Here is a 19927-nt window from a genome sequence, read left to right as displayed (position 1 = left end):
TGCTATAAGTGTAGATTAATTACACACTTTTAGAAGAGCTACATTAAAATCTTGAATGCTGATTCGAAGGTCAAAGGTTAGCTTTTAAGGGCCCTTTTTAGAAATGCCCCGATAAAACTGGCGGCGAATGTGAGAATAATGGAACCGTAGAGCATAAAGTTTTCGAGCTCTGTCCTGACTCCAGGACTGTCGGAATATTTAAGAAGCGAATGTCCCAGAACAACAAAAAAACATTGTAAAAGAGCGAGTAACCAGCCCCTTCGTGGCTCCGTATAACCAAGCACCATAGCCGATATAACCGCCACCAGATAAGGCAAATGAATCGTTTCTGCCTTCATGATGATGTAGACCTGCAGCGAGGCCGTTAAAATGGTAAGCAGGGATTTGGCTATTAGTTTTCGATCCACCATTTTTTTATTAATTGATATCTTTTTAAGTCTATAAAGTAAATCTTAGTTCGTTCCAAATGAAGATCAAATAATGAATCGTCATAATTTGTTGCTTTTGCCAGAACCTTCTTCGCTCCGTTGATGACTACAAATTCCACGGTTGGGTGCAAACAGCTATTTGGTGCCAAATGTAACAGCAAATAATTAATTCAAGCAGTAGCCAGGTTGAATTATTGAGAGCAGAACCATCTAACCTCTTTTAAAATACGGGGTACAGGGGTCTTTGCTTTTTAGCTCCTAATGGTTCAACTTTTTGTGTCTGCATTTTGTTCTCCTCACTGTGAAACAAGTCTCGCGCATTGCGTGATTTATGCCTTGTCTGAAAATGTAAAACGAAATCTAGCCGAAGTAGCTGTGAATAGCTTTGAGATTAATAACGACATAGTTGAATTTTTGCAGCCCACGACCTATTCCGGGGCAAGGCTGGTAGCCGAAGCAGTAGAGACACATTTCTTGTATCATCACAAGGGAATAGAATCCCATTATACTCAACAACTGGCCCCTAAGCCCAGTGCGCAGGTTATTGAGGCTATAATAGACACTACATTCTGGTCGAGCCTACGCCGGGAAGAGGGGCGTTCCCCTAAAATTTCGATTGCATTTCTCCCCCCCAGTCTTGCCGGGCATCCATTGGTATTTGAGCAGAAACTACCCCTGTCTTCCAAAATTCTTACAAAACTCGCTCCCGCGGTAGAGCGGTCAGGTATCCACTTGGGTGTATGGTATGAAGGCAACGAGCTATACGTCTGGGGAACTACCCGGGTTATACCTGCCTTATGTTTTGTGCTCGAAGTGGTGGAACCCGGAATGCTTGTCATCAAGCACCGAAGGGCCGAAGGCTTCGGAAAATTTGTGAATGTAGCTGTGTTGAAAGGGGATCAGATCAAGATTATTGATGAAGGAACGACTAGAATACCTGATTGTCCCAAGCTGGTAAACTCAATGATTGGTATTGCCACACCCTCCTTGTGGAATGATTCACTAAACATTCTGGTGCAAATGGCCGTTTCGATCCGCCAGCATGGTAGGGGAGGGACACTGTTGGTGGTGCCATCCGAAAGTGACGAATGGCGCCATTCCATTATCCATCCGATTACCCACGAGCTGTCTCCTTCCTTTTCGGAACTTGCCCTGTTAAATGAACAAAAGGTAAGTGAAATGGGCCACTCGGCGTGGCAGGATAAAGTCAGCTCGGCCATCAGTAATATTGCCGGCCTTACGGCAGTGGATGGGGCTACAGTAATCAATGACCAGTATGAGGTTTTGGCTTTTGGTGTGAAGATTGGCAGATCGCTCCTTGGAAGCCCGGTGGAGGAAATTTTGCTGACGGAGCCCATTGTGGGAAATATTCCGGATGTTGTTCACCCTGTTCAAAATGGGGGGACCCGACATTTGTCGGCCGCACAGTTTGTGCACGATCAGCATAAAGCAATTGCTCTTGTCGCTTCGCAGGATGGAAGGTTTACGATATTTTCCTGGTCGCGGTGCGAAGGAAAGGTGCAGGCCCACAGGGTCGATGCGTTACTTTTATAAAGGTTTAGTCAAACAGGGCAAGTTGATCAGGATCGCGGGTTTTCTTTTGCCTGCTTTCAGGTTCTCCAAAATTTGCGAGTGAAATACCCAGCAACCGGATCGTTTTTCCTTGGATATCCACTTTTTGAAGTAAATCTTTAGCGATGTCGGATATGGTATCCAGGTCATTGACGGGTCGGAGAAGTGAAGTGTTACGGGTGATTTGGGTGAAATCGCTGTATTTAATTTTCAGCGTGATCGTGCGTCCCTTGAGCTTCTTTTTCTCCAGACGTCGGCATACGATGACGGCAATTTTGTCCAGTTCTTTGTTCATTTCGTCAATGGTTTCCAGGTCGTACTGAAAAGTATCTTCGGCGCCCAGCGACTTGGTCTCTCTATGCGGTTGAACTTCCCGGTCATCGATTCCGCGCACGATTTTATAATAGAAGTGACCGGTTTTGCCGAAATGCTTCACAAGTTCTGCTTCGGATAGTTTACGGAGGTCCGCTCCGGTGAAGAGTTGCATGCTTCTCATTTTTTCGGCGGTTACTTTGCCGACACCAAAAAACTTTTCCACCGGCAGCTCATTGACGAAAGCCTCAATTTTGGATGGTCCGATAAATGTCAGGCCGTTGGGCTTGTTGATATCTGAGGCAATTTTGGCAACAAATTTATTGGTTGAGATACCTGCTGATGCGGTAAGGTGTAATTCGTCCTGAATAGCTTTCTTAATTTGCAAAGCAATTTCGATAGCCGATCCTATACCCAGCTTGTCCTGGGATACATCCAGAAATGCCTCGTCCAGAGATAACGGCTCAATGAGGTCGGTGTACCTTTCAAAAATACTTCTGATGTGTTGAGACACCGCTTTGTAGGCATCGAATCGTGGATATACAAATATTATTTGAGGACACAGTTGCATGGCCTTTCTGGACGACATCGCTGATCGCACACCGAATTTCCGCGCTTCGTAGCTTGCCGTTGCCACCACCCCACGACCAGTCGGCGACCCGCCAACCGCCACCGGCTTTCCCCGATACTCCGGGAAATCGCGTTGCTCAACCGACGCATAAAAGGCATCCATATCAATATGAATGATCTTTCTTTTGTTAGTGTTGCTATTATCCTGCATATTCAAAGGATTTTTCTTGTTCGTCCGGAATGTTTGCTATACCCACCTATCGTCTCCGGGAGGTTTGATCGGCCTGGAGATGGATTGATGCAAGTTTTTTAATTTGATTAAATTTTTTTAGAATACAAAGCGTATTGATGTTGTATAATTATTTGTAATTGAGTTGTTTATCATGGTTTTTGGCCCGAATGGAGAACTTGATCAATAGTAATTGTTGAGAAAATAAGTCTGCCCCGCATCACCGAAGCACTTTTCAACGTAATTTATTACAATTCAAAGTTTTTTTGAATCTACCTTTCCGTCGGTGATATGATTTTTCAGTTTTCAGGCAAATTTGACTAATTCGATTTAATGTGAAACATTTATTAAGGTTACTGGTTGTATTGTTTGCACTCTCACTTCCCACAGTCATGGTTGGTCAGCAACGGTGCGCAACGATGTCGGTTCTCGAAAGCAAATTTAACGCCAATCCTGCGCTCAGAGCGATTTTTAATGAACGTCAAACACAATTCCAAAAGATCGTAAACGAGAGGGTGTTACGAAATAAATCCCTGAGAACGGACGGCCTGGCTGTGATACCGGTGGTATTTCACGTAGTGAGCAGAAATAATCAGAACATCGCAACCGATGCCCAGCTCATAGCGCAGCTTGACACCATAAATAAAGATTACTCGGGAACAAATGCAGGTGAGTTAAAAGTACCAGACCATTTTAGGGAGCGTTTTGGTCAATCAGGTATTAGGTTTGCCCTGGCGCAACGCACACCGCAGAATGTTCCGACCTCCGGTATCGTGCGCTACACGACTACCAGAAATTCTTTCACAGACAGTAATGAGAACATCAAACATACGGCGCAGGGTGGCGCCGATGCCTGGAATACGGATGATTACCTCAACATATGGGTGTGCGACCTGGGTTCTCAGACGCTGGGTTATTCCACTTTTCCAGATCAGGGTACTGCCCCGGACGAGCAGGGGGTCGTAATTCATTACCAGAGTTTGCCAGGTAGTTCCAATAACGATTTTAACGGAGGTAAAACCCTCACTCATGAAATTGGTCATTACTTTAACCTCTATCATATCTGGGGCGACGACAATGGAGCGTGTAGTGGTAGCGATCGGGTGGAAGACACACCCAACCAGGGCGATGCTAACCGTACAACCCGCACGGGAATTGTTACCGATAACTGCTCCACTTCATCACCTGGGATCATGTACCAGAATTACATGGATTATTCTCCTGATGTTAATCTGCTCATGTTTACCAAACTTCAGGTGGCCAGGATGGAAGCTGCCTATACGGCTTACCGGTCTTCTTTCAGTAGTTCCCTGGGCGCTACTCCCGTCAACCTGAAAAAAAATGATGCCTCTATTACCGCCATTACCCAACCGGAGCAGCGATTGTGCTTCGATTCCTTCGCTCCGCAGGTCATTCTTCGCAATATGGGTAGCGAGGTGCTGAGATCGGTTACGATAACAGCGGTGATTGAAGGTGGGAACTCATTGACCTATAACTGGACAGGTTCTTTGACAACCTATAATGAGACTACGGTAATGCTACCCTCTTTGCAAACAGCGCAAGGCAACCATGTGCTGACAATATTTACGACTATGCCCAATAACGTGGCGGACGAGGACGCGTCCAATGATGCTCGGACGTTCAATTACATCTATTACGAACCTGTTGCCCCGCCTGTAAGCGAGAGTTTTGAAGGTGCATTTTTGCCAGAGGGCTGGGACATTGTTAATGCCGATGGGGGGAATACCTGGGAAAAAACGACGGTCGGGTCAAAGACTGGACAGGCCTCGGTGCGCATATCCAATTATGCTACCGGAATAGTCGGGCAGCGGGATTTTCTGAGAAGCCCAACGGTCAATATTGCAGGTGTGGATTCGGCATTTGTTTCGTTTAACGTGGCTGCGGCAACTTACAATACTGGAAGCTCCCAGGATACGCTGCAGGTACTGGTCAGTACCAATTGCGGTAAAACTTATACGAGCGTTTATAAAAAATGGGGATCTACTTTGGTGACAAGAACTGCCAACACAAGGACCGCATTTGTGCCGGCATCTTCCGAATGGCGAACGGAACGGATCAATATCAGCAGTTTTGTGAACGCAGGCGTTATATTGGTCGCTTTTGTAAATACCAGCGGAAATGGGAATGACGTATTTCTGGATGACATTAATATCAATACAGTAACCGTTAACCCAAATCTGAAGGAAGCAGGCTTTCTGGTAACGCCTAATCCCACGGACGGTGCGGTCTCTGTTCAGTTTTATCCGCATCCGGTTGGATTGACGGGGATTAACATTTATAATGTCTCGGGGCAGTTGGTGAAGGAGCGTGTGATTCCGTCGACGGGTGTGAGCGCCAATGTGTATGATTTTGACCTGAGTAATTATGCAGCCGGTCTTTACATTGTGAAAGCCATATTCACAGATCGCGTGCTGACAAAAAAGGTTGTAAAAGTCAAATGATAAGATTTAAAATCAGAAAGGCCTGCATCGCGAACCGATGCAGGCCTTTCTGGTTACTTGCAGTGATTAATGAATTCTCTTTACGATCACCTTGCTATTGGTTTGCGATATGGCATAGTCCCGTGCGTTCTCGTTGGCCGGCGGCATGAAAATCTGTTTTTTCTTCTTCCCGTCCGTGGAGACCCAGTTTGCTGAATATATTTCCGGAAGCGTTCCCGCGTAGATGGGGTGGTTGTCGGATAGCATAAAAACTTCCTCCTGCTCGTAAGCCAGTTCAAGATCACTGCCTTCGATCACGTCGCAGATAATTTTTAACTTACCGTAATCATCATCCAGGCCCTTGATTCGCGCTTTTCCGAAAAAAGAATCTTCTTCAAAGTCCCAGTGAATGTAATATTCAATTACGTTGCCTATCTGGGAGTCAATGTAATCGGCTGTCAATAGTTGTTCCTGATTCATGGTGATATATGTTGTCTTATACTATCCGGCAATCTTTTCTGGTAATTCCCGAATTCTGTTGCGGCGAATTTGGCATTTCGACAAATGTAATCGGTAACTCCTTCTTTCCAAAAAATATGTCTTGAATTTTGTTTTTTTTAGGAAAATAGTGTAATCGACATTTTCGGATTTTAAACGTATCTGATTTGTGGCAGGTTATCAGAAGGACATGACCGCAGGTTTTCGGTTTTTGCAATTTACATTTGCCTTTTGCTTTAAATTATTTGTACAATCGATCTATAAAAAGTCAAATTTCAGGGATTATAAGTTTATCAATTTTCCGGATATTACTTTTGGGTATAATTTCTGAATTGTAAATCATGCTTAAACCAAAAGCAGCTTCATATTATTTTCTCTTTGTACTGTTTGCCTTGCTGTCGGGTTCCTGTAAACGACATTTTTCTGTTCAGAATAACCAATATCAGCAGTATGGTATCGATTTGGCGGATGCCGTGGATTCCACAATCCTGAATTATTACATGCCCTACAAGCATAGGATGGAAGCCGAAATGAGCAGGGTGATCGGGGAATCGGAGCGGGAGCTAACCAAGCCATCCACCCCGGAAACGCTGATCGGTAACTTTTATGCCGACGCGATATTAGCGGAAGCGTTAAAAGTAGACCCTGCTATCCAGTTCTCTATGCCCACCACAAAGGGAGGAATCCGCAACTCGCTGCCCAAAGGCAGGCTGACCGTCGAAGATATGTTTGAACTCATGCCGTTTGAAAATGAATTGGTACGATTAAAGTTGTCTGGCGCGGGTGTTCAGAAACTGACAGAATTTGTTGCAGCCAGTGGCGGACAGCCGGTCGCTGGAATCACTATGAAGGTCAGGGACAAAAAGCCTTATGATGTAATGATAGCCGGCAAGCCGTTTGATATAACCCAAAGCTATATTGTGATTACTTCGGATTATCTGGCAAATAGTGGCGACGACCAGGCTGTATTTGCTAATCCTCTTGAGCGGAGAAATATTAACAAAAAGGTGAGGGATGCCTTAATTGACTACGTAGCTGGTCAAACAAAACTTGGTAAGAAAATTAACACCCAGCTAGATGGAAGAGTTACAGTTACAAACGACTGATCGGAGAGAGTTTTTGAAATGGGGAGCAGCCACAGCTGGCATCTTCGCACTTACATCCCCGTTTAAGGCTTTTGCAAAAGAGGATCTGGTTCAGTTAACCATCCTGCACACCAACGATGTACACAGTCGGATTGAACCATTTCCCATGGATGGCTCCCGCAATCAGGGGCTGGGCGGTGTGGCACGACGAGCAGCCCTGATATCAAAAATTCGTTCAGAGCAGAAAAATGTTCTTTTGCTGGATGCCGGAGATATTTTCCAGGGCACGCCATACTTCAATATGTTTGGCGGCGAACTTGAAATGAAACTTATGAGTGACATGGGATACGATGCCGCAACCATGGGAAATCATGATTTTGACAACGGTATCGCAGGTTTTGTGAAGCAACTCCCGCACGCTAAGTTTCCTTTTTTAGTAAGCAATTACGATTTCGCCAACACGGAATTGAAGGGAAAAACCATGCCCTACAAGATTTTCAAGAAGCAGGGACTTAAAATAGGCGTCTTTGGGATCGGGCTGGAACTGGCAGGATTGGTTGATAAGAAAAATTACGGTGACATTGTTTATCTGGATCCTATCACCAAGGCAAACGAAATGGCGTCTCGTCTGAAAAACGATCTGCATTGTGATCTGGTCGTATGCCTTTCACATTTAGGTTATAAGTATAAGGAGCCAAAAGTGTCGGATCAGATTCTTGCAGCTTCCACGCGTTACATTGATCTGATCATCGGCGGGCATACGCATACATTTATGAAGGTACCAGAGGACGTCAGGAATCTGGATGGACAAGTTACCACCATCAATCAGGTTGGATTTGCTGGGATTAACCTGGGCCGACTGGATTACTTTTTTCAAAGGGACACGGGTAAGAAAAAAATGGTGGCTTCGGTATGTCCTGTTATCGGTGATCATTGTATCGTCTGATGTTAACGATTTTCGCTGCTAAGAAGATAATCAAAATTCCTGGCCATCATTTGTGATTATGATGAACCCTTTTCTTTATCCGATTCGTTAGCATTAAACCTAATAGCATACCATAGTTAAATCCATGTCTGATAATCACATTGATGTTTTCCTGATCACCGGCTTTCTTGGGGCCGGTAAAACCACCGTACTTAATCACATGCTGGCAGAGATGCAGGGCAGTAGAAATGTGGTTATTGAAAATGAATTTGGCAAAGCTGCAGTCGATGGAAGCCTCATAACAAGGTCTTACAGTGATATGTATGAGTTGAACAATGGATGTATCTGTTGCTCTCTGGACGAGGAGTTGTATGATGTGTTGTCCATGCTTGCCTTTAGCAGTGAGCGTCCTGATCATCTTTTCATCGAAACAACCGGAGTGGCTGACGCAGGAGCCGTTGCGGCAATTTTTAAGCGCGAAGATGTAGCCAAAGTATTCCGGTTACGCAAAGTGATTTGTGTAGCTGATGCCGAAAATGTGGAAGATTACCTGAGCGAAACCAACGAGACCATCCGGCAGATCGTGACAGCAGATCTTATTTTAATTAATAAGAGTTCTTTCGTTTCTGATGAATACCTCCTAAAGCTCCAGCAACTGATGCGGGAAGCCAATCCGTTTGCAGATGTGGTGGTTTCAAAAACGGGTCATATAGGTCGGGAGCTTTTAATGAAAGGTGAAAATTACGATCTGAAAAGGCTGGGAGAACGGGAAACTGAATTTGCAAATACCAACAAACATAAAATTGTATCGGTTACCTATGCCACCACCAACGAGTTTTACCGGGACTATCTGCTGCACACCCTCAATGTTTCGCTGATGCTTCATTACAGCCAGATCTACCGAATTAAAGGTTTTATCAAACTGGTAGGAAGTAATGAAAAGATACTGCTGCAATCCACAGGTAAAAAACTGACACTCGAAAGTGTAGGCGAATGGGAGACCGAAGCGCCTGAATCAAAGCTGGTCTTTATTGGGATCGGTTTACAAACGCCAGCCATTCAGAGGATCCTCCGGCCTGCAATCAAATCGGTGCGTTCCGGGTCAAAGGATGTGAAGCCGGTAAACGGTGGAAATTAAGCTGATCTGAACCCAAGACCTTTCATTTAAAAACGAATTGACGTTCGGTTACTGGGTCGAACGCAACCCTATTGGGGGCATTGAATAAATCGAGCATTTATTGATGCCCAATGATCGAGCGTCTTGGTTCATGCAATTAGTTATGGTACTCCAGGAACTCAATCCGGTTGTCAAAAGGGTCGCGAATAAAAAATCGGTTTCTTCCGTCGATATCCGATGAATAGGAGAGCACCACTCCCTTCGAAGTCAGATAAGCCTTTGCGCTTTCCATATCTTCAATTTCAAAGGCCGGGTGCCTGTCGGAACAATTTTGATCAGGCTCTTCTCTGATATGGAGCTGAATATCTCCGATGTTAAACCATATAGCTCCCTTGGGATGATTTCCCGGGATTTCCTCCAGACCCATTACGTTGGCGTAGAATCTTCTGGCTTCGGAAGTTTTTCCTACTGGTATAGAAATCAGAATGTGGTCAAGGCGCCTGTATTTGATCATAAACCGATGTTTGTATAAAGTGGTTAGATGGATTGTCATTCTGTCTTTGTAAAGATATCGTTTTGACTTAAAAGTAGAAATTGGTAAAGGGAATCAAGCAGGTAATTTATTTCCGAATGTTTGGGATATTGACACGTTGAGGATCTGAGACCAACAGGTATCATTTTTTAATAATTTAATGGAACATCATAGCTCCATCCCATTTTGAACATTCTGGTCAAACATAGGCCCGCAATTATTTATGGCGCTGCGCTAGCGCTCCTGTTGTTCTTTTTGCGTTGGATAGAATTACGGCTTGTGATTTTTAGCCATGCTATGGAAATCTATATTGGCGCCATTGCTTTGATGTTTACCGGTCTTGGGATTTGGCTTGCCCTTAAACTTGCCCAGCCGAAGGTGCACACGGTCGTCATTGAAAAGGAAGTTTATGTGAAAGGTGCTGCGGATTTTCAATTGAATGAGCATGAATTTGAGAAACTAGGGTTGAGCAAGCGGGAACTTGAAGTCCTACAACTCATGGCAGCAGGATTAAATAATCAGGATATAGGAGCCCGACTTTTTGTTTCACTCAATACAATCAAAACACATTCGTCCAGGCTTTTTGAAAAAATGGAAGTCTCCAGCCGGACGCAGGCCGTAGAAAAGGGCAGGCGGCTGCAGATCATTCCCTGAAAGTTCATCCTTTTGAGTGAAAACGCGTATCTGAATCCAAAATCACTCGAAAGTATGAACAGAAATTCACCTTGATCGCCCAGTTTTGCGGTATACCGAACACCTAAATTATTTTCCTATGAAGAAAAACATAATCATTTGCGGGCTGATAGGAGGGACTTTCCTGGCTGTATTTATGCTGGCCAGTGTGGCTGCGTGCTACAGGAATGAGGATTTTGAAGGGAACATGTGGCTGGGCTATGCCTCAATGATCCTGGCTTTTTCTTTGATTTTTGTCGGGGTTAAAAACTTCAGAGATAAGTTCAATGAAGGATTTGTCTCTTTCGGACAGGCTTTTAAGATGGGCCTCTTTATTTCACTAATTGCATCCAGTATGTACGTAATCGCCTGGTTGATTGATTATTACGTTTTTATTCCGGATTTTATGGACAAATACGGAGCAAATGTGATCAGGGAGGCGACCCGGGAGGGTGCATCGGCCACAGAAATAGCCCAAAAGGTGTCCGATGTAAATCAGATGAAGGATATGTACCAAAGCCCGTGGATGGTTGTACTGATAACCTATGCCGAAGTGCTCCCCGTCGGGTTGATAATTTCGCTCATCAGTGCGTTGATCCTGAAAAGAAAGCCTGAAACGCTTTTATAGTTTCTATCAAAAATTATATCAATTATGAAGATTGGATTAACGAGTATTTTTGTCAGCGATCCCATCGAGGCCTTCCATTACTATACAAAGGTCCTGGGCTTTTGTGAAAGAATGTTTATTCCTGAGGCCAATATCGCAATCGTTGTTTCGAAAGATGATCCGAATGGGACCGGTCTGCTCCTTGAGCCAAATGAGAATCCCCTTGCCAAAACCTATCAGGAAGGGTTGTATCAGGCAGGCATACCTGTAATCACCATGAGCTCAGACGATATCCGGGCAGAGCATGAAAAGCTGCATGCATTGGGTGTAAAATTTACCCGTAGTCCTGCGAAAACAGACTGGGGTATTGAAGCGATTTTTGACGATGGCTTCGGTAACTTTATACAGCTGATTCAGGTCTAAGCCCTTTCCAGGCGTGTGATTCCTGCCGTACATGACCTAAACTTACTTAGACCGGCGTACCTGTGGGTGCCATTTGGCCTAGAGGAAGTGGGAAATCGGAAGAATAACGGCTGGAAAAGCAAGGAAATGTTTAAATTAGCCCGCTTGGAGCCTACCAGGTTGTAGCGCTTAGTTGTTTTTTCGATGATCGGTTTATGAAAATGTTATTCACCATTGCCAGCAGATTCACCACTACGTTTTTATTTATTCTCCTTGCCACCGGAGTTTGTTTTGCTCAGCTGACCAAAATCAATGAGGATTCGGCATACATTCGCAAGCATTACAACAAGATGGAGCGTATGGTACCGATGCGTGATGGAATTAAGCTGTTTACATCCATTTACATTCCAAAGGATATTTCGGCAACAACCACCTATCCGATCATGCTCAACCGGTCTCCCTACAGTTCCGCTCCCTATGGCGACACATTGTACAAACTAACTCTTGGCCCCTCCATGCTCTTTGCCAGGGACGGCTACATATTTGTTTATCAGGATGTGCGTGGCAAGTACATGTCTGAGGGTGAATTTGAGGCAAACCGACCGTTTATTCCTAAAAAAACCAGTAATAAGGATATTGATGAAAGTTCAGATAGTTATGATACCATCGAATGGCTGCTCAAAAATATTCCGGGAAATAGCGGAAAGGTTGGCTCATGGGGAATTTCGGCTCCCGGGTTTTATGCAACCATGAGTGCCATAGATGCGCATCCTGCGCTGGTGGCGGTTTCCCCTCAGGCACCTGTAACCGATTGGTTTATGGGCGATGATCGTCGGCACAATGGCGCTTTTTTTCTCATGGGAAGTTTTTCCTTCATTTCTTCGTATGGTGCCCGCAGGCCTGCCCCCTCACCCAGGGGTTTACCCGGGTTTACTGCATACGGTACACCCGACTCCTATGAATTTTACAGGAATCTGGGTCCTGTCAAAAATGCCAATGAGAAGATATTTAAAGGGGAGAATCCGCTATGGAACCAGCTCATGGAGCATGATACGTACGACGATTTTTGGAAATCGCGGACGCCTGTACCGCATTTGAAAAACGTAAAACCTGCTGTCCTGGTCGTGGGTGGGTGGTTTGATCAGGAAGATCTTTACGGCCCGTTGAAAACTTTTGCGGGCATTGAAATCAACAAACCCAAATCACAGAACCTGCTGGTGATGGGGCCCTGGATACATGGAGGCTGGGCCAGGGGCACAGGGGAATATCTGGGAAACATCAGGTTTGGATCCAAAACCAGTGCTTTTTATCAGAAGGAAATTGAGTTTCCATTTTACAGCCAATATTTGAAAGGTAAGCCGGATCCCGGGCTGCCCAAGGCTTACATTTTTGAAACCGGTGCCAACGAATGGAGAAAATATGATCAGTGGCCACCAAGTCAGTCTGTGGAAAAGAAATTGTACCTGCATCCGGATGGAAAGCTGTCTTTTTCGCCAACCGTGACCACCATGCAGGTTGGCGTGCCGCCGTCATTCAGTGCGTACACCAGTGACCCCGCAAAACCTGTTCCTTTTACTTCGGAAATCCGTATCCTGCGAGGCAGCGACTACATGTATGAGGATCAGCGCTTTGCAGCTTCAAGACCCGATGTGCTCGTTTACGAATCGGAGGTGCTGACGGACGATATTACCATCTCGGGCAATGTGATGGCTAATCTGTTTGTATCCACTACCGGAACAGATGCGGACTTTGTCGTGAAACTTATAGACGTGTACCCAGGTAATGCCCCCAATGATAGTCCGGTGAATCCTGCAATGAAAATGGGTGGTTTTCAGCTTCTGGTTCGTGGAGAAGTGATGCGTTCAAAGTTCAGAAAGAGTTTTTCAAAACCCGAAGCAATGGTTCCGGGCAAAATTGAAAATGTGAAATTCGACATGCAGGATGCCGCTCATCGGTTTAAGAAGGGGCATAAGATCATGGTTCAGATACAAAGCAGCTGGTTTCCACTCGTGGATATGAACCCGCAGAAATTTGTGAATATTCATAAAGCCGAAGCAAGTGATTTTCAGAAGGCCGTTCACAAAATATATTCCTCAGGTAGCAGCTCTTCTTATATTGGAGTGAGGGTGATGGGGGAGTAGATGGGGTGAGATGTGACCGGGCCAGCTGCGGATGGATCCTTGTTACACCTTCCACCTTTCCTGTTTCCACTGATTCTGTTCTTCCGGATTCATAAATGACCACGCAAGGATTCGGCTTATTTTTTGTCCCTGAGCCATTTCGATGGTTTTTACGTCGTGCGCTTTCACGTTCCTTAACGTTTGGTACAGGCGGGGGAGTGTGGTTTTTTTTGAAACAAGGGTTGTAAACCAAAGGCACTGACGGCCAAAGGGCACACTCTGTTCAATCATTTTGGTGATAAAGGCCAGTTCCCCTCCCGGGTACCACAATTCTGCATTTTGACCGCCAAAATTTAAGGCCTGTTTCCGCTTCATGTCATCCTGTCCAAGATTTTTCCATTTCCTTTGTGTTCCTGCCAAAGCTTCGGACGGCGACGCATGAAAGGGCGGATTACACATCGTAAAATCAAACTTTTCTGCAGGTTGCATGATACCCGTAAAAATATCCGTTGCCGAAGGCTGTAAACGGAACCCAATGGATGGTGCCAGAGCTGTGTTCCTGTCAATAATTTCCTGGGCAGATCTCAGCGCTTTGGGATCAACATCGGTACCAATAAAATGCCATCCATACGTTTGATGACCGATGATAGGATAAACGCAGTTGGCTCCCGTGCCTATGTCGAGTCCGGTAACTTCTTCGCCATTTGGAATTTTTTCTGTATCAGCCAATAAATCAGCAAGATAATGGATGTAGTCTGCTCTGCCAGGTATGGGCGGACAGAGGTATCCGGGCGGGATATCCCAATACTGAATTTTATAGAAATGTTTAAGAAGTGCTTTGTTAAGTGCTTTTACTGCGTCTGGATTGGTGAAATCCACGGTTTCGTTTTTGTGGTCATTTACAAAAACAAAACGCGCAAGCTCACGCGTACTGCTGGTCAACTCTCTGAAATTGTATTGGGAGCGATGCGGATTTCTGGGATGCAGATTCTGTTTTTCAGGCCCATTGTTAGTACTTTTTTGTGGCCTGTTTCTATTGATTGGCATTTGCTATTTTTAGTTAGCTTAATCGTTTACAATAAGTGCAATACTACCCGTTTGAGCTGCAGTTTTGCGGTTGAAACCAAGGTTAATTTTTGAATCAGGTACCCTTCAACGTAGATTCCCTCACGATGAGCTCTCCGGAAAGTACCAATTCTTCGCCCGTAAAGGTTTTTTTATTGATGTGTTTCAGTAAAAGTTCGCAGCTTTTTTTACCTACCTCATAGGCCGGTTCGGCAACGGTAGAAAGTGTGGGAGAAATAATCTGGCAAATGGGGTCATCTGTAAACCCGATCACGCCAACATCGGCACCTACACGTATGTTCTTCCTCTTTAGAGCAACAATGGCTCCGATCGCCTTTCGGTCGTTTACTGCAAATATGGCATCCGGTCGAAAGTTGTTTTCCCCGAATAAAGTCTCTACGTCAGCCTCACCTGCTTTTTGAGAAAAACCGGAATAAACAATCCTGTCAGAATGGAATGGCAAATGATGGTGTTCAAGCGCATCCTTGTAGCCGTGTAGCCGGTTTTCGGTGAAGAAAATATCTTTCGGACCGGTAATGTGCGCAATGTCTTTATACCCCATCTCGATCAGATGTGTTACCGCCTGGTAGGCACCGTTGTAATCGTCCTGCATCACTTTGGAGCCTTTGATATCGGCTGGAACGCGGTCGAAGAACACCACGGGCATTCCCTCGTCTATTACTTCCTGGAAATGCATACAGGAATCGGAAGCGGATGAAATGCATGCCAGCAATCCGTCGAGGCTGCTGAGCGACAGGTCTTTTACGATCTTTTGTTCCAAATCATGCGAATCGTTCGTTATGTACAGGATGATGTTGTAGCCATTGGCCTGAGCCGTTTCCTGAATGCCCGTGATCACGGTAGAAAAATAATAATTTGTAATCGCCGGAATGACTACACCGAGCTTATGGGTGCTGCTTTTGACAAGTCCGGTGGCATTGAAATTGGGTTTGTAATTCAACTTTTTTGCCGTTTCCATCACCAGTTTTCGCGTCTCTGCACTTACATCATATGCATCCCTGAGTGCTCTTGACACGGTTGCAACAGATATGCCCAATTCTTTCGCTATATCCTTAATTGTTGTAAATCGGCGCATCAATTTTTTAAGAAAAATTATTAGTAATCTGAGTTACCGGTAACGTTCTCGTTAATATTTCCGACCTATTTCCGGGGTATGTACCAAAATCGTTGTAAAATTGTCCTGGAAGCGAGAAGAAACCGATTATAGCCGTTAAGGCCTGGTCATGCGATCCGAACAAAGTTAGTAATTTATTTGACCTGACAGCGTGCGGCGTGGTGAAGGCAGCAAGCTCAATTATTCATCAACATAGTCCAAATCAAAGCTGCTGCCGGCGTGTAACGCTTTTTCGGGCACCTGAAGCTTTTGCTATACCTGAATCCTTAACCTTTGAACAGATAATCATGAAGAAAAGAGACTTTTTAAAGCTTAGCAGCCTGGGCGGACTGGGATTACTTAATGTGGAACATACGGAATCTCCGTCCATAAAGGCTGAGGCCACATGGGCAAGCTATAAGCAAAAGTTCAACATGAGCGGATACGCCGCTCCCAAACTGGACACGGTACGTATAGGCTATATCGGCGTTGGCAACAGAGGGACCGGGGCGGTCAAACGTATTGTGAATCTCGAAAATATTCAGGTGAAAGCCGTGTGTGATATCAGGCCTGAAAATGCAGAAGCGGCGAAGGCTTTTTTGACAAAAGCAGGACAAGCTCCGGAAGTGTACACAGGATCGGCCGATGCGTGGAAAAAAATGTGTGAACGGAATGACATAGATCTGGTGTACATCTGTACACCCTGGAGCCTTCATGCCCCGATGGCACTTTACGCTATGGAGCAAGGCAAACACGTAGCGGTGGAGATTCCTGCGGCAACAACCGTAGAAGATTGCTGGAAGCTGGTGGAAACCTCAGAACGCACGAAGAAGCACTGCATGATGCTTGAAAATTGTTGTTATGACTTTTTTGAAATGCTGACCTTGAACATGGCCCGGCAGGGGTTCTTTGGAGAGATTGTCCATGCGGAAGGTGCGTACATTCATGATATCTACGAATCTTTTTTTGATAAAACCAAACGGTACGATCACTGGCGTTTGCGGGAGAATCAAAGGAACGGTAACTTGTATCCGACGCACGGCCTGGGTCCTGTTGCCCAGGTTTTGGACATAAACCGAGGCGATAAAATGGATTATCTGGTCAGTATGGCCAGTAATGATTTCATGCTGGAAACCAGAGCGCAGAAACTGGCAGCAGAAGACGCAGCGTTTGCACAGTTCAAAGGAAAAAAGTTTCGGGGAAATATGAACACGACCACCATCCGTACAGCCAAAGGTAAAACGATCATGCTTCAGCACGACGTTACCTCGCCAAGGGTGTATTCACGACTGCATTTGATCAGTGGCACCAAAGGCTCCGCTCAGAAATATCCTTTGAGTGGAGAAGGCCAGCAGGGGCGTATTGCCCAGGGCCATGAATGGATGAATGATGAAGAATTCAAAAAGGTGGAAGAAAAATATCGGCCCGAGATCGTGAAGCGAATAGGGGAGCTTGCCAAAAAAGTAGGCGGTCATGGAGGTATGGACTTCCTGATGGACTGGAGACTGATCGACTGCCTGCGAAACGGTCTGGCTTTGGATCAGGATGTGTATGATGCGGCGTCTTGGAGTGCCATCGGGCCACTGAGTGAATGGTCGGTGTCGCACCGATCCAATTCCATTGATATTCCGGATTTCACCGGGGGGGCTTGGAAAAATAATAAACCGGTTGATATTGCGCTTGAAAAGGGCGGGAACACGGGTGTAAGATTGTAATTAATGATTGAGATATAAAAACATAGTATAACAATGAAAGTCGTGATTGCGCAGGATAAGTATGAATTGGGAAGCGAAGCAGCCTCGCTAGCGGCTGGCCTGATACGTAAAACCATAGAAGATAGAGGTGAAGCCAATGTGATACTCGCAACCGGAACCAGCCAGTTTGAGACGTTAAGTGAACTCCTGAAATTTCAGGATTTGGACTGGTCCAAAGTCACCATGTTTCATTTGGACGAGTATATCGGCCTGCCGGAATCGCACCCGGCCAGTTTCAGGAAGTACCTCAAGGAGCGTTTTATTGACCAGGTACCGGCATTGAAAGCGGCGCATCTGATTAGTGGAGAAGGCGATATACAACCTGGGCTGGAAAAACTTAAGAGTGAGATTCTAAATCACCCCATTGATGTGGCGCTGGTAGGCATCGGTGAAAACGGACATCTTGCGTTCAACGACCCACCGGCCGACTTTGAGAATGAAAGTCCTTATCTGGTTGTTAATCTGGATGAACCTTGCCGTTTGCAGCAAATGGGCGAAGGGTGGTTTGCAACGCTGGATGAAGTGCCCTTACAGGCAATCAGCATGTCGGTAAAGCAGATTATGAAATCGAAGCATATTGTTTGTTCGGTTCCGGACGACAGAAAAGCACTTGCAGTTAAAAATAGCCTGGTTCAGAAAGTGAGCAATCTGTATCCGGCCAGTATTTTACAGAATCATCCGGATTGTACTTTTTTTCTGGATAAAAATTCGGCCTCTCTGCTGCCGCAGGAGGTGCTCGCTTAAAGCCAGCTGTATCTCAGGTAGTTCGTATTACGAATTGTAAATGACCATAACTCGATGCGCACGAAGCTTGAAAATCCGGATGCGGACAGCCTTATGCATGCACGCAGAGAATTTCTGAAATCCTCTGTGTATGCCATGGGCTTGTCCTTTACCCTGCCACCAGAAACATTTCGTATTATGACCAACTCTGAGAAACTACTGTTCGGAACGCCGCTTGCCGCAGATAAAAGTATTATCGGCGGGTATGGCACCTGGGCTGCTTCTTTGCTTAAACCGGTGCCGTTGCTATCATTCAGGGATACCAAGCGCGTTAACGTGCAAACCTGGAAACAGGAAGCAAGGGCAAAGGCACAAGAATGCCTTGCAGCCCCAGAGCGACCCAAAACGTTACCCGAGGTTACCATTGACAAAAAATACACTTACGATGGACTGGACATTGAGGAAATTTCGTGGCAACTGCCTTATGGTCGCAGGACCAGCGCGGTAGTACTGAAACGTGCTGGTAGTACGGGACGATTACCAGCTATACTGGCATTGCACGATCATGGTGGTAAAAAATACTTTGGATACCGGAAGATTGTGAAGACTGGCCCCGATCAGCATCCGCTATTGAAAGAACATCAGGACAGCGACTACAGCGGCAGAGCGTGGGCCAATGAGATTGCCAAACGCGGATACGTGGTGATGGTGCACGATACCTTCACATTTGGAAGCAGGCGGGTGCTTTATGAGGATGTAGCCGGGCTGGATTATGGGCCCCTGAATGTCACCAATAAGACAGACGCAGATCCTGAAAAACCGGAGAATATTGAAATTTACAACGAATGGGCGAGTAATCATGAGCATGTGATGTCCAAATCGCTCTTTTGTGCCGGAACTTCCTGGCCGGGTGTATTTTTGGCTGAGGACCAGTCTGCCCTGGATATTTTGTCCCGGCGAAAGGACGTTAAACCGGATCAGATCGGATGTGGTGGCCTGTCCGGCGGCGGCCTGCGGACTGTTTATCTGGCAGGGATTGACGATCGGATCAGGTGTGCGGTTTGTGTCGGATTCATGACCACCTGGAAAGATCTCATTATGGCTAAATCTTTCACCCATACCTGGATGACATTTACACCCAATTTGCCCAACTTCCTTGATTTTCCCGAAATCCTGGGCCTGCGGGTACCCCTACCCACTCTTGTACAGAATAACAACCAGGATGAGTTATATACGCTTTCAGAAATGGTTAAAGCAGATCAGATTTTAAAGGATGTGTATGCCAAAGCTGGTGCTGCGGATCGGTACGCATCCCAGTTTTACGATGGCCGACACAAATTTGACGCCGACATGCAGCAGGATGCTTTTGGATGGTTTGATAAGTGGCTGATGTGAGATGTGAGAAGTGAGATGTGAGAAGTAAGAAGTGAGATGTAAGATGTGTCCGGGCCGCCGGTGCGGATGTGAGAGGTGAATCCGGGTGGTTAGAGGTGGTATGGTGAGCTTGGGAGAGCGTTGACCGAGGGAGCTATTTGTTTGTTGTTTTGAAGCTGCTTGTTTATTGTTTGCTTGTGGATGGAAGGTCCGGGCCGGTGCCACGCTGGTTAGCGAATATAGTTTGTGAGTTGGACGCTTCCATAAATGCCCTTAATTTGATTACCTGTTTCAAAAGGGTTTTAACCGATAACGTTCTCGCTATTATTTTTGGGCAATGTTGTGGATTCAGAATGAATTCATTGTAACATTGTCTTAGAGCAAAAT

18 protein-coding genes are annotated in these 19927 nt (G+C 45.5%); 12 read left to right on the top strand and 6 right to left on the bottom strand.

The window, feature by feature from the left end; translation table 11 throughout:
* Positions 1-77: 77 nt before the first annotated feature.
* The gene (locus DYADSP32_RS06030) at positions 78-410 is read right to left on the bottom strand and encodes a hypothetical protein (RefSeq protein WP_149243565.1); all 333 of its coding nucleotides are present in this window, start codon (positions 408-410) and stop codon (positions 78-80) included.
* 294 nt (positions 411-704) lie between these two features.
* On the opposite strand from DYADSP32_RS06030, the gene DYADSP32_RS06025 reads away from it, so the two are divergent.
* On the top strand, positions 705-1982 hold the full coding sequence (locus DYADSP32_RS06025; RefSeq protein ID WP_414617560.1) for a putative sensor domain DACNV-containing protein: 1278 nt from the start codon (positions 705-707) through the stop codon (positions 1980-1982).
* Positions 1983-1986: 4 nt separating this feature from the next.
* On the opposite strand, the gene dinB is transcribed toward DYADSP32_RS06025, so the two are convergent.
* Positions 1987-3093, bottom strand: a complete 1107-nt coding sequence (gene dinB, locus DYADSP32_RS06020) for a DNA polymerase IV (protein ID WP_149243566.1) — start codon at positions 3091-3093, stop codon at positions 1987-1989.
* A 353-nt stretch (positions 3094-3446) separates the two neighbouring features.
* On the opposite strand from dinB, the gene DYADSP32_RS06015 reads away from it, so the two are divergent.
* Positions 3447-5573 carry a M43 family zinc metalloprotease gene (locus DYADSP32_RS06015; RefSeq protein WP_414617559.1) on the top strand — a complete coding sequence of 709 codons (2127 nt, stop codon included), beginning with the start codon at positions 3447-3449 and terminating at the stop codon, positions 5571-5573.
* A 66-nt stretch (positions 5574-5639) separates the two neighbouring features.
* Here the strand turns inward: DYADSP32_RS06015 and DYADSP32_RS06010 are convergent, their stop codons facing one another.
* Complete coding sequence (locus DYADSP32_RS06010; protein WP_149243567.1) at positions 5640-6032, bottom strand: hypothetical protein; 393 nt, start codon at positions 6030-6032, stop codon at positions 5640-5642.
* 359 nt (positions 6033-6391) lie between these two features.
* Between DYADSP32_RS06010 and DYADSP32_RS06005 the strand changes: the two genes are divergently transcribed.
* The 3 genes from DYADSP32_RS06005 to DYADSP32_RS05995 all read left to right on the top strand — a co-directional run bounded on the left by DYADSP32_RS06005 (position 6392) and on the right by DYADSP32_RS05995 (position 9198).
* Positions 6392-7156, top strand: coding sequence for a 5'-nucleotidase (locus DYADSP32_RS06005; protein ID WP_149243568.1), 765 nt, complete (start codon positions 6392-6394; stop codon positions 7154-7156).
* The gene (locus DYADSP32_RS06000) at positions 7128-8081 is read left to right on the top strand and encodes a metallophosphatase (RefSeq protein WP_149243569.1); all 954 of its coding nucleotides are present in this window, start codon (positions 7128-7130) and stop codon (positions 8079-8081) included. Before DYADSP32_RS06005 ends, DYADSP32_RS06000 begins: the two co-directional genes overlap by 29 nt.
* 124 nt (positions 8082-8205) lie before the next feature.
* Positions 8206-9198 (top strand): CobW family GTP-binding protein, encoded by a 993-nt coding sequence (locus DYADSP32_RS05995; RefSeq protein WP_149243570.1) that lies wholly within the window; start codon positions 8206-8208, stop codon positions 9196-9198.
* Positions 9199-9334: 136 nt separating this feature from the next.
* Here the strand turns inward: DYADSP32_RS05995 and DYADSP32_RS05990 are convergent, their stop codons facing one another.
* Positions 9335-9691 carry a VOC family protein gene (locus DYADSP32_RS05990; protein WP_149243571.1) on the bottom strand — a complete coding sequence of 119 codons (357 nt, stop codon included), beginning with the start codon at positions 9689-9691 and terminating at the stop codon, positions 9335-9337.
* A 315-nt stretch (positions 9692-10006) separates the two neighbouring features.
* Between DYADSP32_RS05990 and DYADSP32_RS05985 the strand changes: the two genes are divergently transcribed.
* The 4 genes from DYADSP32_RS05985 to DYADSP32_RS05970 all read left to right on the top strand — a co-directional run bounded on the left by DYADSP32_RS05985 (position 10007) and on the right by DYADSP32_RS05970 (position 13531).
* Positions 10007-10363: a response regulator transcription factor gene (locus tag DYADSP32_RS05985; RefSeq protein WP_414617558.1), complete on the top strand. Its 357-nt coding sequence runs from the start codon at positions 10007-10009 to the stop codon at positions 10361-10363.
* Positions 10364-10481: 118 nt separating this feature from the next.
* Positions 10482-11009 (top strand): DUF4199 domain-containing protein, encoded by a 528-nt coding sequence (locus tag DYADSP32_RS05980; protein WP_149243573.1) that lies wholly within the window; start codon positions 10482-10484, stop codon positions 11007-11009.
* Positions 11010-11033: 24 nt separating this feature from the next.
* Positions 11034-11411, top strand: coding sequence for a VOC family protein (locus DYADSP32_RS05975; protein WP_149243574.1), 378 nt, complete (start codon positions 11034-11036; stop codon positions 11409-11411).
* Positions 11412-11605: 194 nt separating this feature from the next.
* Positions 11606-13531, top strand: coding sequence for a CocE/NonD family hydrolase (locus DYADSP32_RS05970; protein ID WP_149243575.1), 1926 nt, complete (start codon positions 11606-11608; stop codon positions 13529-13531).
* 42 nt (positions 13532-13573) lie between these two features.
* Here the strand turns inward: DYADSP32_RS05970 and rlmF are convergent, their stop codons facing one another.
* Together rlmF and DYADSP32_RS05960 are read right to left on the bottom strand one after the other, a co-directional pair.
* Entirely contained in the window at positions 13574-14557 is a 984-nt protein-coding gene (gene rlmF / locus DYADSP32_RS05965) for a 23S rRNA (adenine(1618)-N(6))-methyltransferase RlmF (protein WP_149243576.1), read from the bottom strand.
* A 94-nt stretch (positions 14558-14651) separates the two neighbouring features.
* Complete coding sequence (locus tag DYADSP32_RS05960) at positions 14652-15671, bottom strand: LacI family DNA-binding transcriptional regulator (protein WP_149243577.1); 1020 nt, start codon at positions 15669-15671, stop codon at positions 14652-14654.
* 326 nt (positions 15672-15997) lie between these two features.
* Here DYADSP32_RS05960 and DYADSP32_RS05955 point away from each other — a divergent pair, with 326 nt between their 5' ends.
* From DYADSP32_RS05955 to DYADSP32_RS05945, 3 genes are read left to right on the top strand one after another with little or no spacing between them, the layout of a single operon-like run.
* Positions 15998-17404, top strand: a complete 1407-nt coding sequence (locus DYADSP32_RS05955) for a Gfo/Idh/MocA family protein (protein ID WP_149243578.1) — start codon at positions 15998-16000, stop codon at positions 17402-17404.
* Between the two features lie 33 nt (positions 17405-17437).
* Complete coding sequence (locus DYADSP32_RS05950; protein ID WP_149243579.1) at positions 17438-18187, top strand: glucosamine-6-phosphate deaminase; 750 nt, start codon at positions 17438-17440, stop codon at positions 18185-18187.
* Between the two features lie 54 nt (positions 18188-18241).
* Positions 18242-19561, top strand: a complete 1320-nt coding sequence (locus DYADSP32_RS05945; protein WP_414617557.1) for a hypothetical protein — start codon at positions 18242-18244, stop codon at positions 19559-19561.
* Positions 19562-19927: the final 366 nt, after the last annotated feature.

This window comes from Dyadobacter sp. 32 (assembly GCF_902506755.1).
In the GTDB taxonomy this organism is placed as follows: domain Bacteria; phylum Bacteroidota; class Bacteroidia; order Cytophagales; family Spirosomataceae; genus Dyadobacter.
Note: the sequence above shows the minus strand (reverse complement) of the source record. Positions and strands in the feature narration are given on the sequence as shown.

Coding starts and splice junctions, on each gene's coding strand:
- DYADSP32_RS06030 (WP_149243565.1), bottom strand. CDS start 410: ATGGTGGATCGAAAACTAATAGCCAAATCCCTGCTTACCATTTTAACG.
- dinB (WP_149243566.1), bottom strand. CDS start 3,093: ATGCAGGATAATAGCAACACTAACAAAAGAAAGATCATTCATATTGAT.
- DYADSP32_RS06010 (WP_149243567.1), bottom strand. CDS start 6,032: ATGAATCAGGAACAACTATTGACAGCCGATTACATTGACTCCCAGATA.
- DYADSP32_RS06005 (WP_149243568.1), top strand. CDS start 6,392: ATGCTTAAACCAAAAGCAGCTTCATATTATTTTCTCTTTGTACTGTTT.
- DYADSP32_RS06000 (WP_149243569.1), top strand. CDS start 7,128: ATGGAAGAGTTACAGTTACAAACGACTGATCGGAGAGAGTTTTTGAAA.
- DYADSP32_RS05995 (WP_149243570.1), top strand. CDS start 8,206: ATGTCTGATAATCACATTGATGTTTTCCTGATCACCGGCTTTCTTGGG.
- DYADSP32_RS05990 (WP_149243571.1), bottom strand. CDS start 9,691: ATGATCAAATACAGGCGCCTTGACCACATTCTGATTTCTATACCAGTA.
- DYADSP32_RS05985 (WP_414617558.1), top strand. CDS start 10,007: ATGGAAATCTATATTGGCGCCATTGCTTTGATGTTTACCGGTCTTGGG.
- DYADSP32_RS05980 (WP_149243573.1), top strand. CDS start 10,482: ATGAAGAAAAACATAATCATTTGCGGGCTGATAGGAGGGACTTTCCTG.
- DYADSP32_RS05975 (WP_149243574.1), top strand. CDS start 11,034: ATGAAGATTGGATTAACGAGTATTTTTGTCAGCGATCCCATCGAGGCC.
- DYADSP32_RS05970 (WP_149243575.1), top strand. CDS start 11,606: ATGAAAATGTTATTCACCATTGCCAGCAGATTCACCACTACGTTTTTA.
- rlmF (WP_149243576.1), bottom strand. CDS start 14,557: ATGCCAATCAATAGAAACAGGCCACAAAAAAGTACTAACAATGGGCCT.
- DYADSP32_RS05960 (WP_149243577.1), bottom strand. CDS start 15,671: ATGCGCCGATTTACAACAATTAAGGATATAGCGAAAGAATTGGGCATA.
- DYADSP32_RS05955 (WP_149243578.1), top strand. CDS start 15,998: ATGAAGAAAAGAGACTTTTTAAAGCTTAGCAGCCTGGGCGGACTGGGA.
- DYADSP32_RS05950 (WP_149243579.1), top strand. CDS start 17,438: ATGAAAGTCGTGATTGCGCAGGATAAGTATGAATTGGGAAGCGAAGCA.
- DYADSP32_RS05945 (WP_414617557.1), top strand. CDS start 18,242: ATGCGCACGAAGCTTGAAAATCCGGATGCGGACAGCCTTATGCATGCA.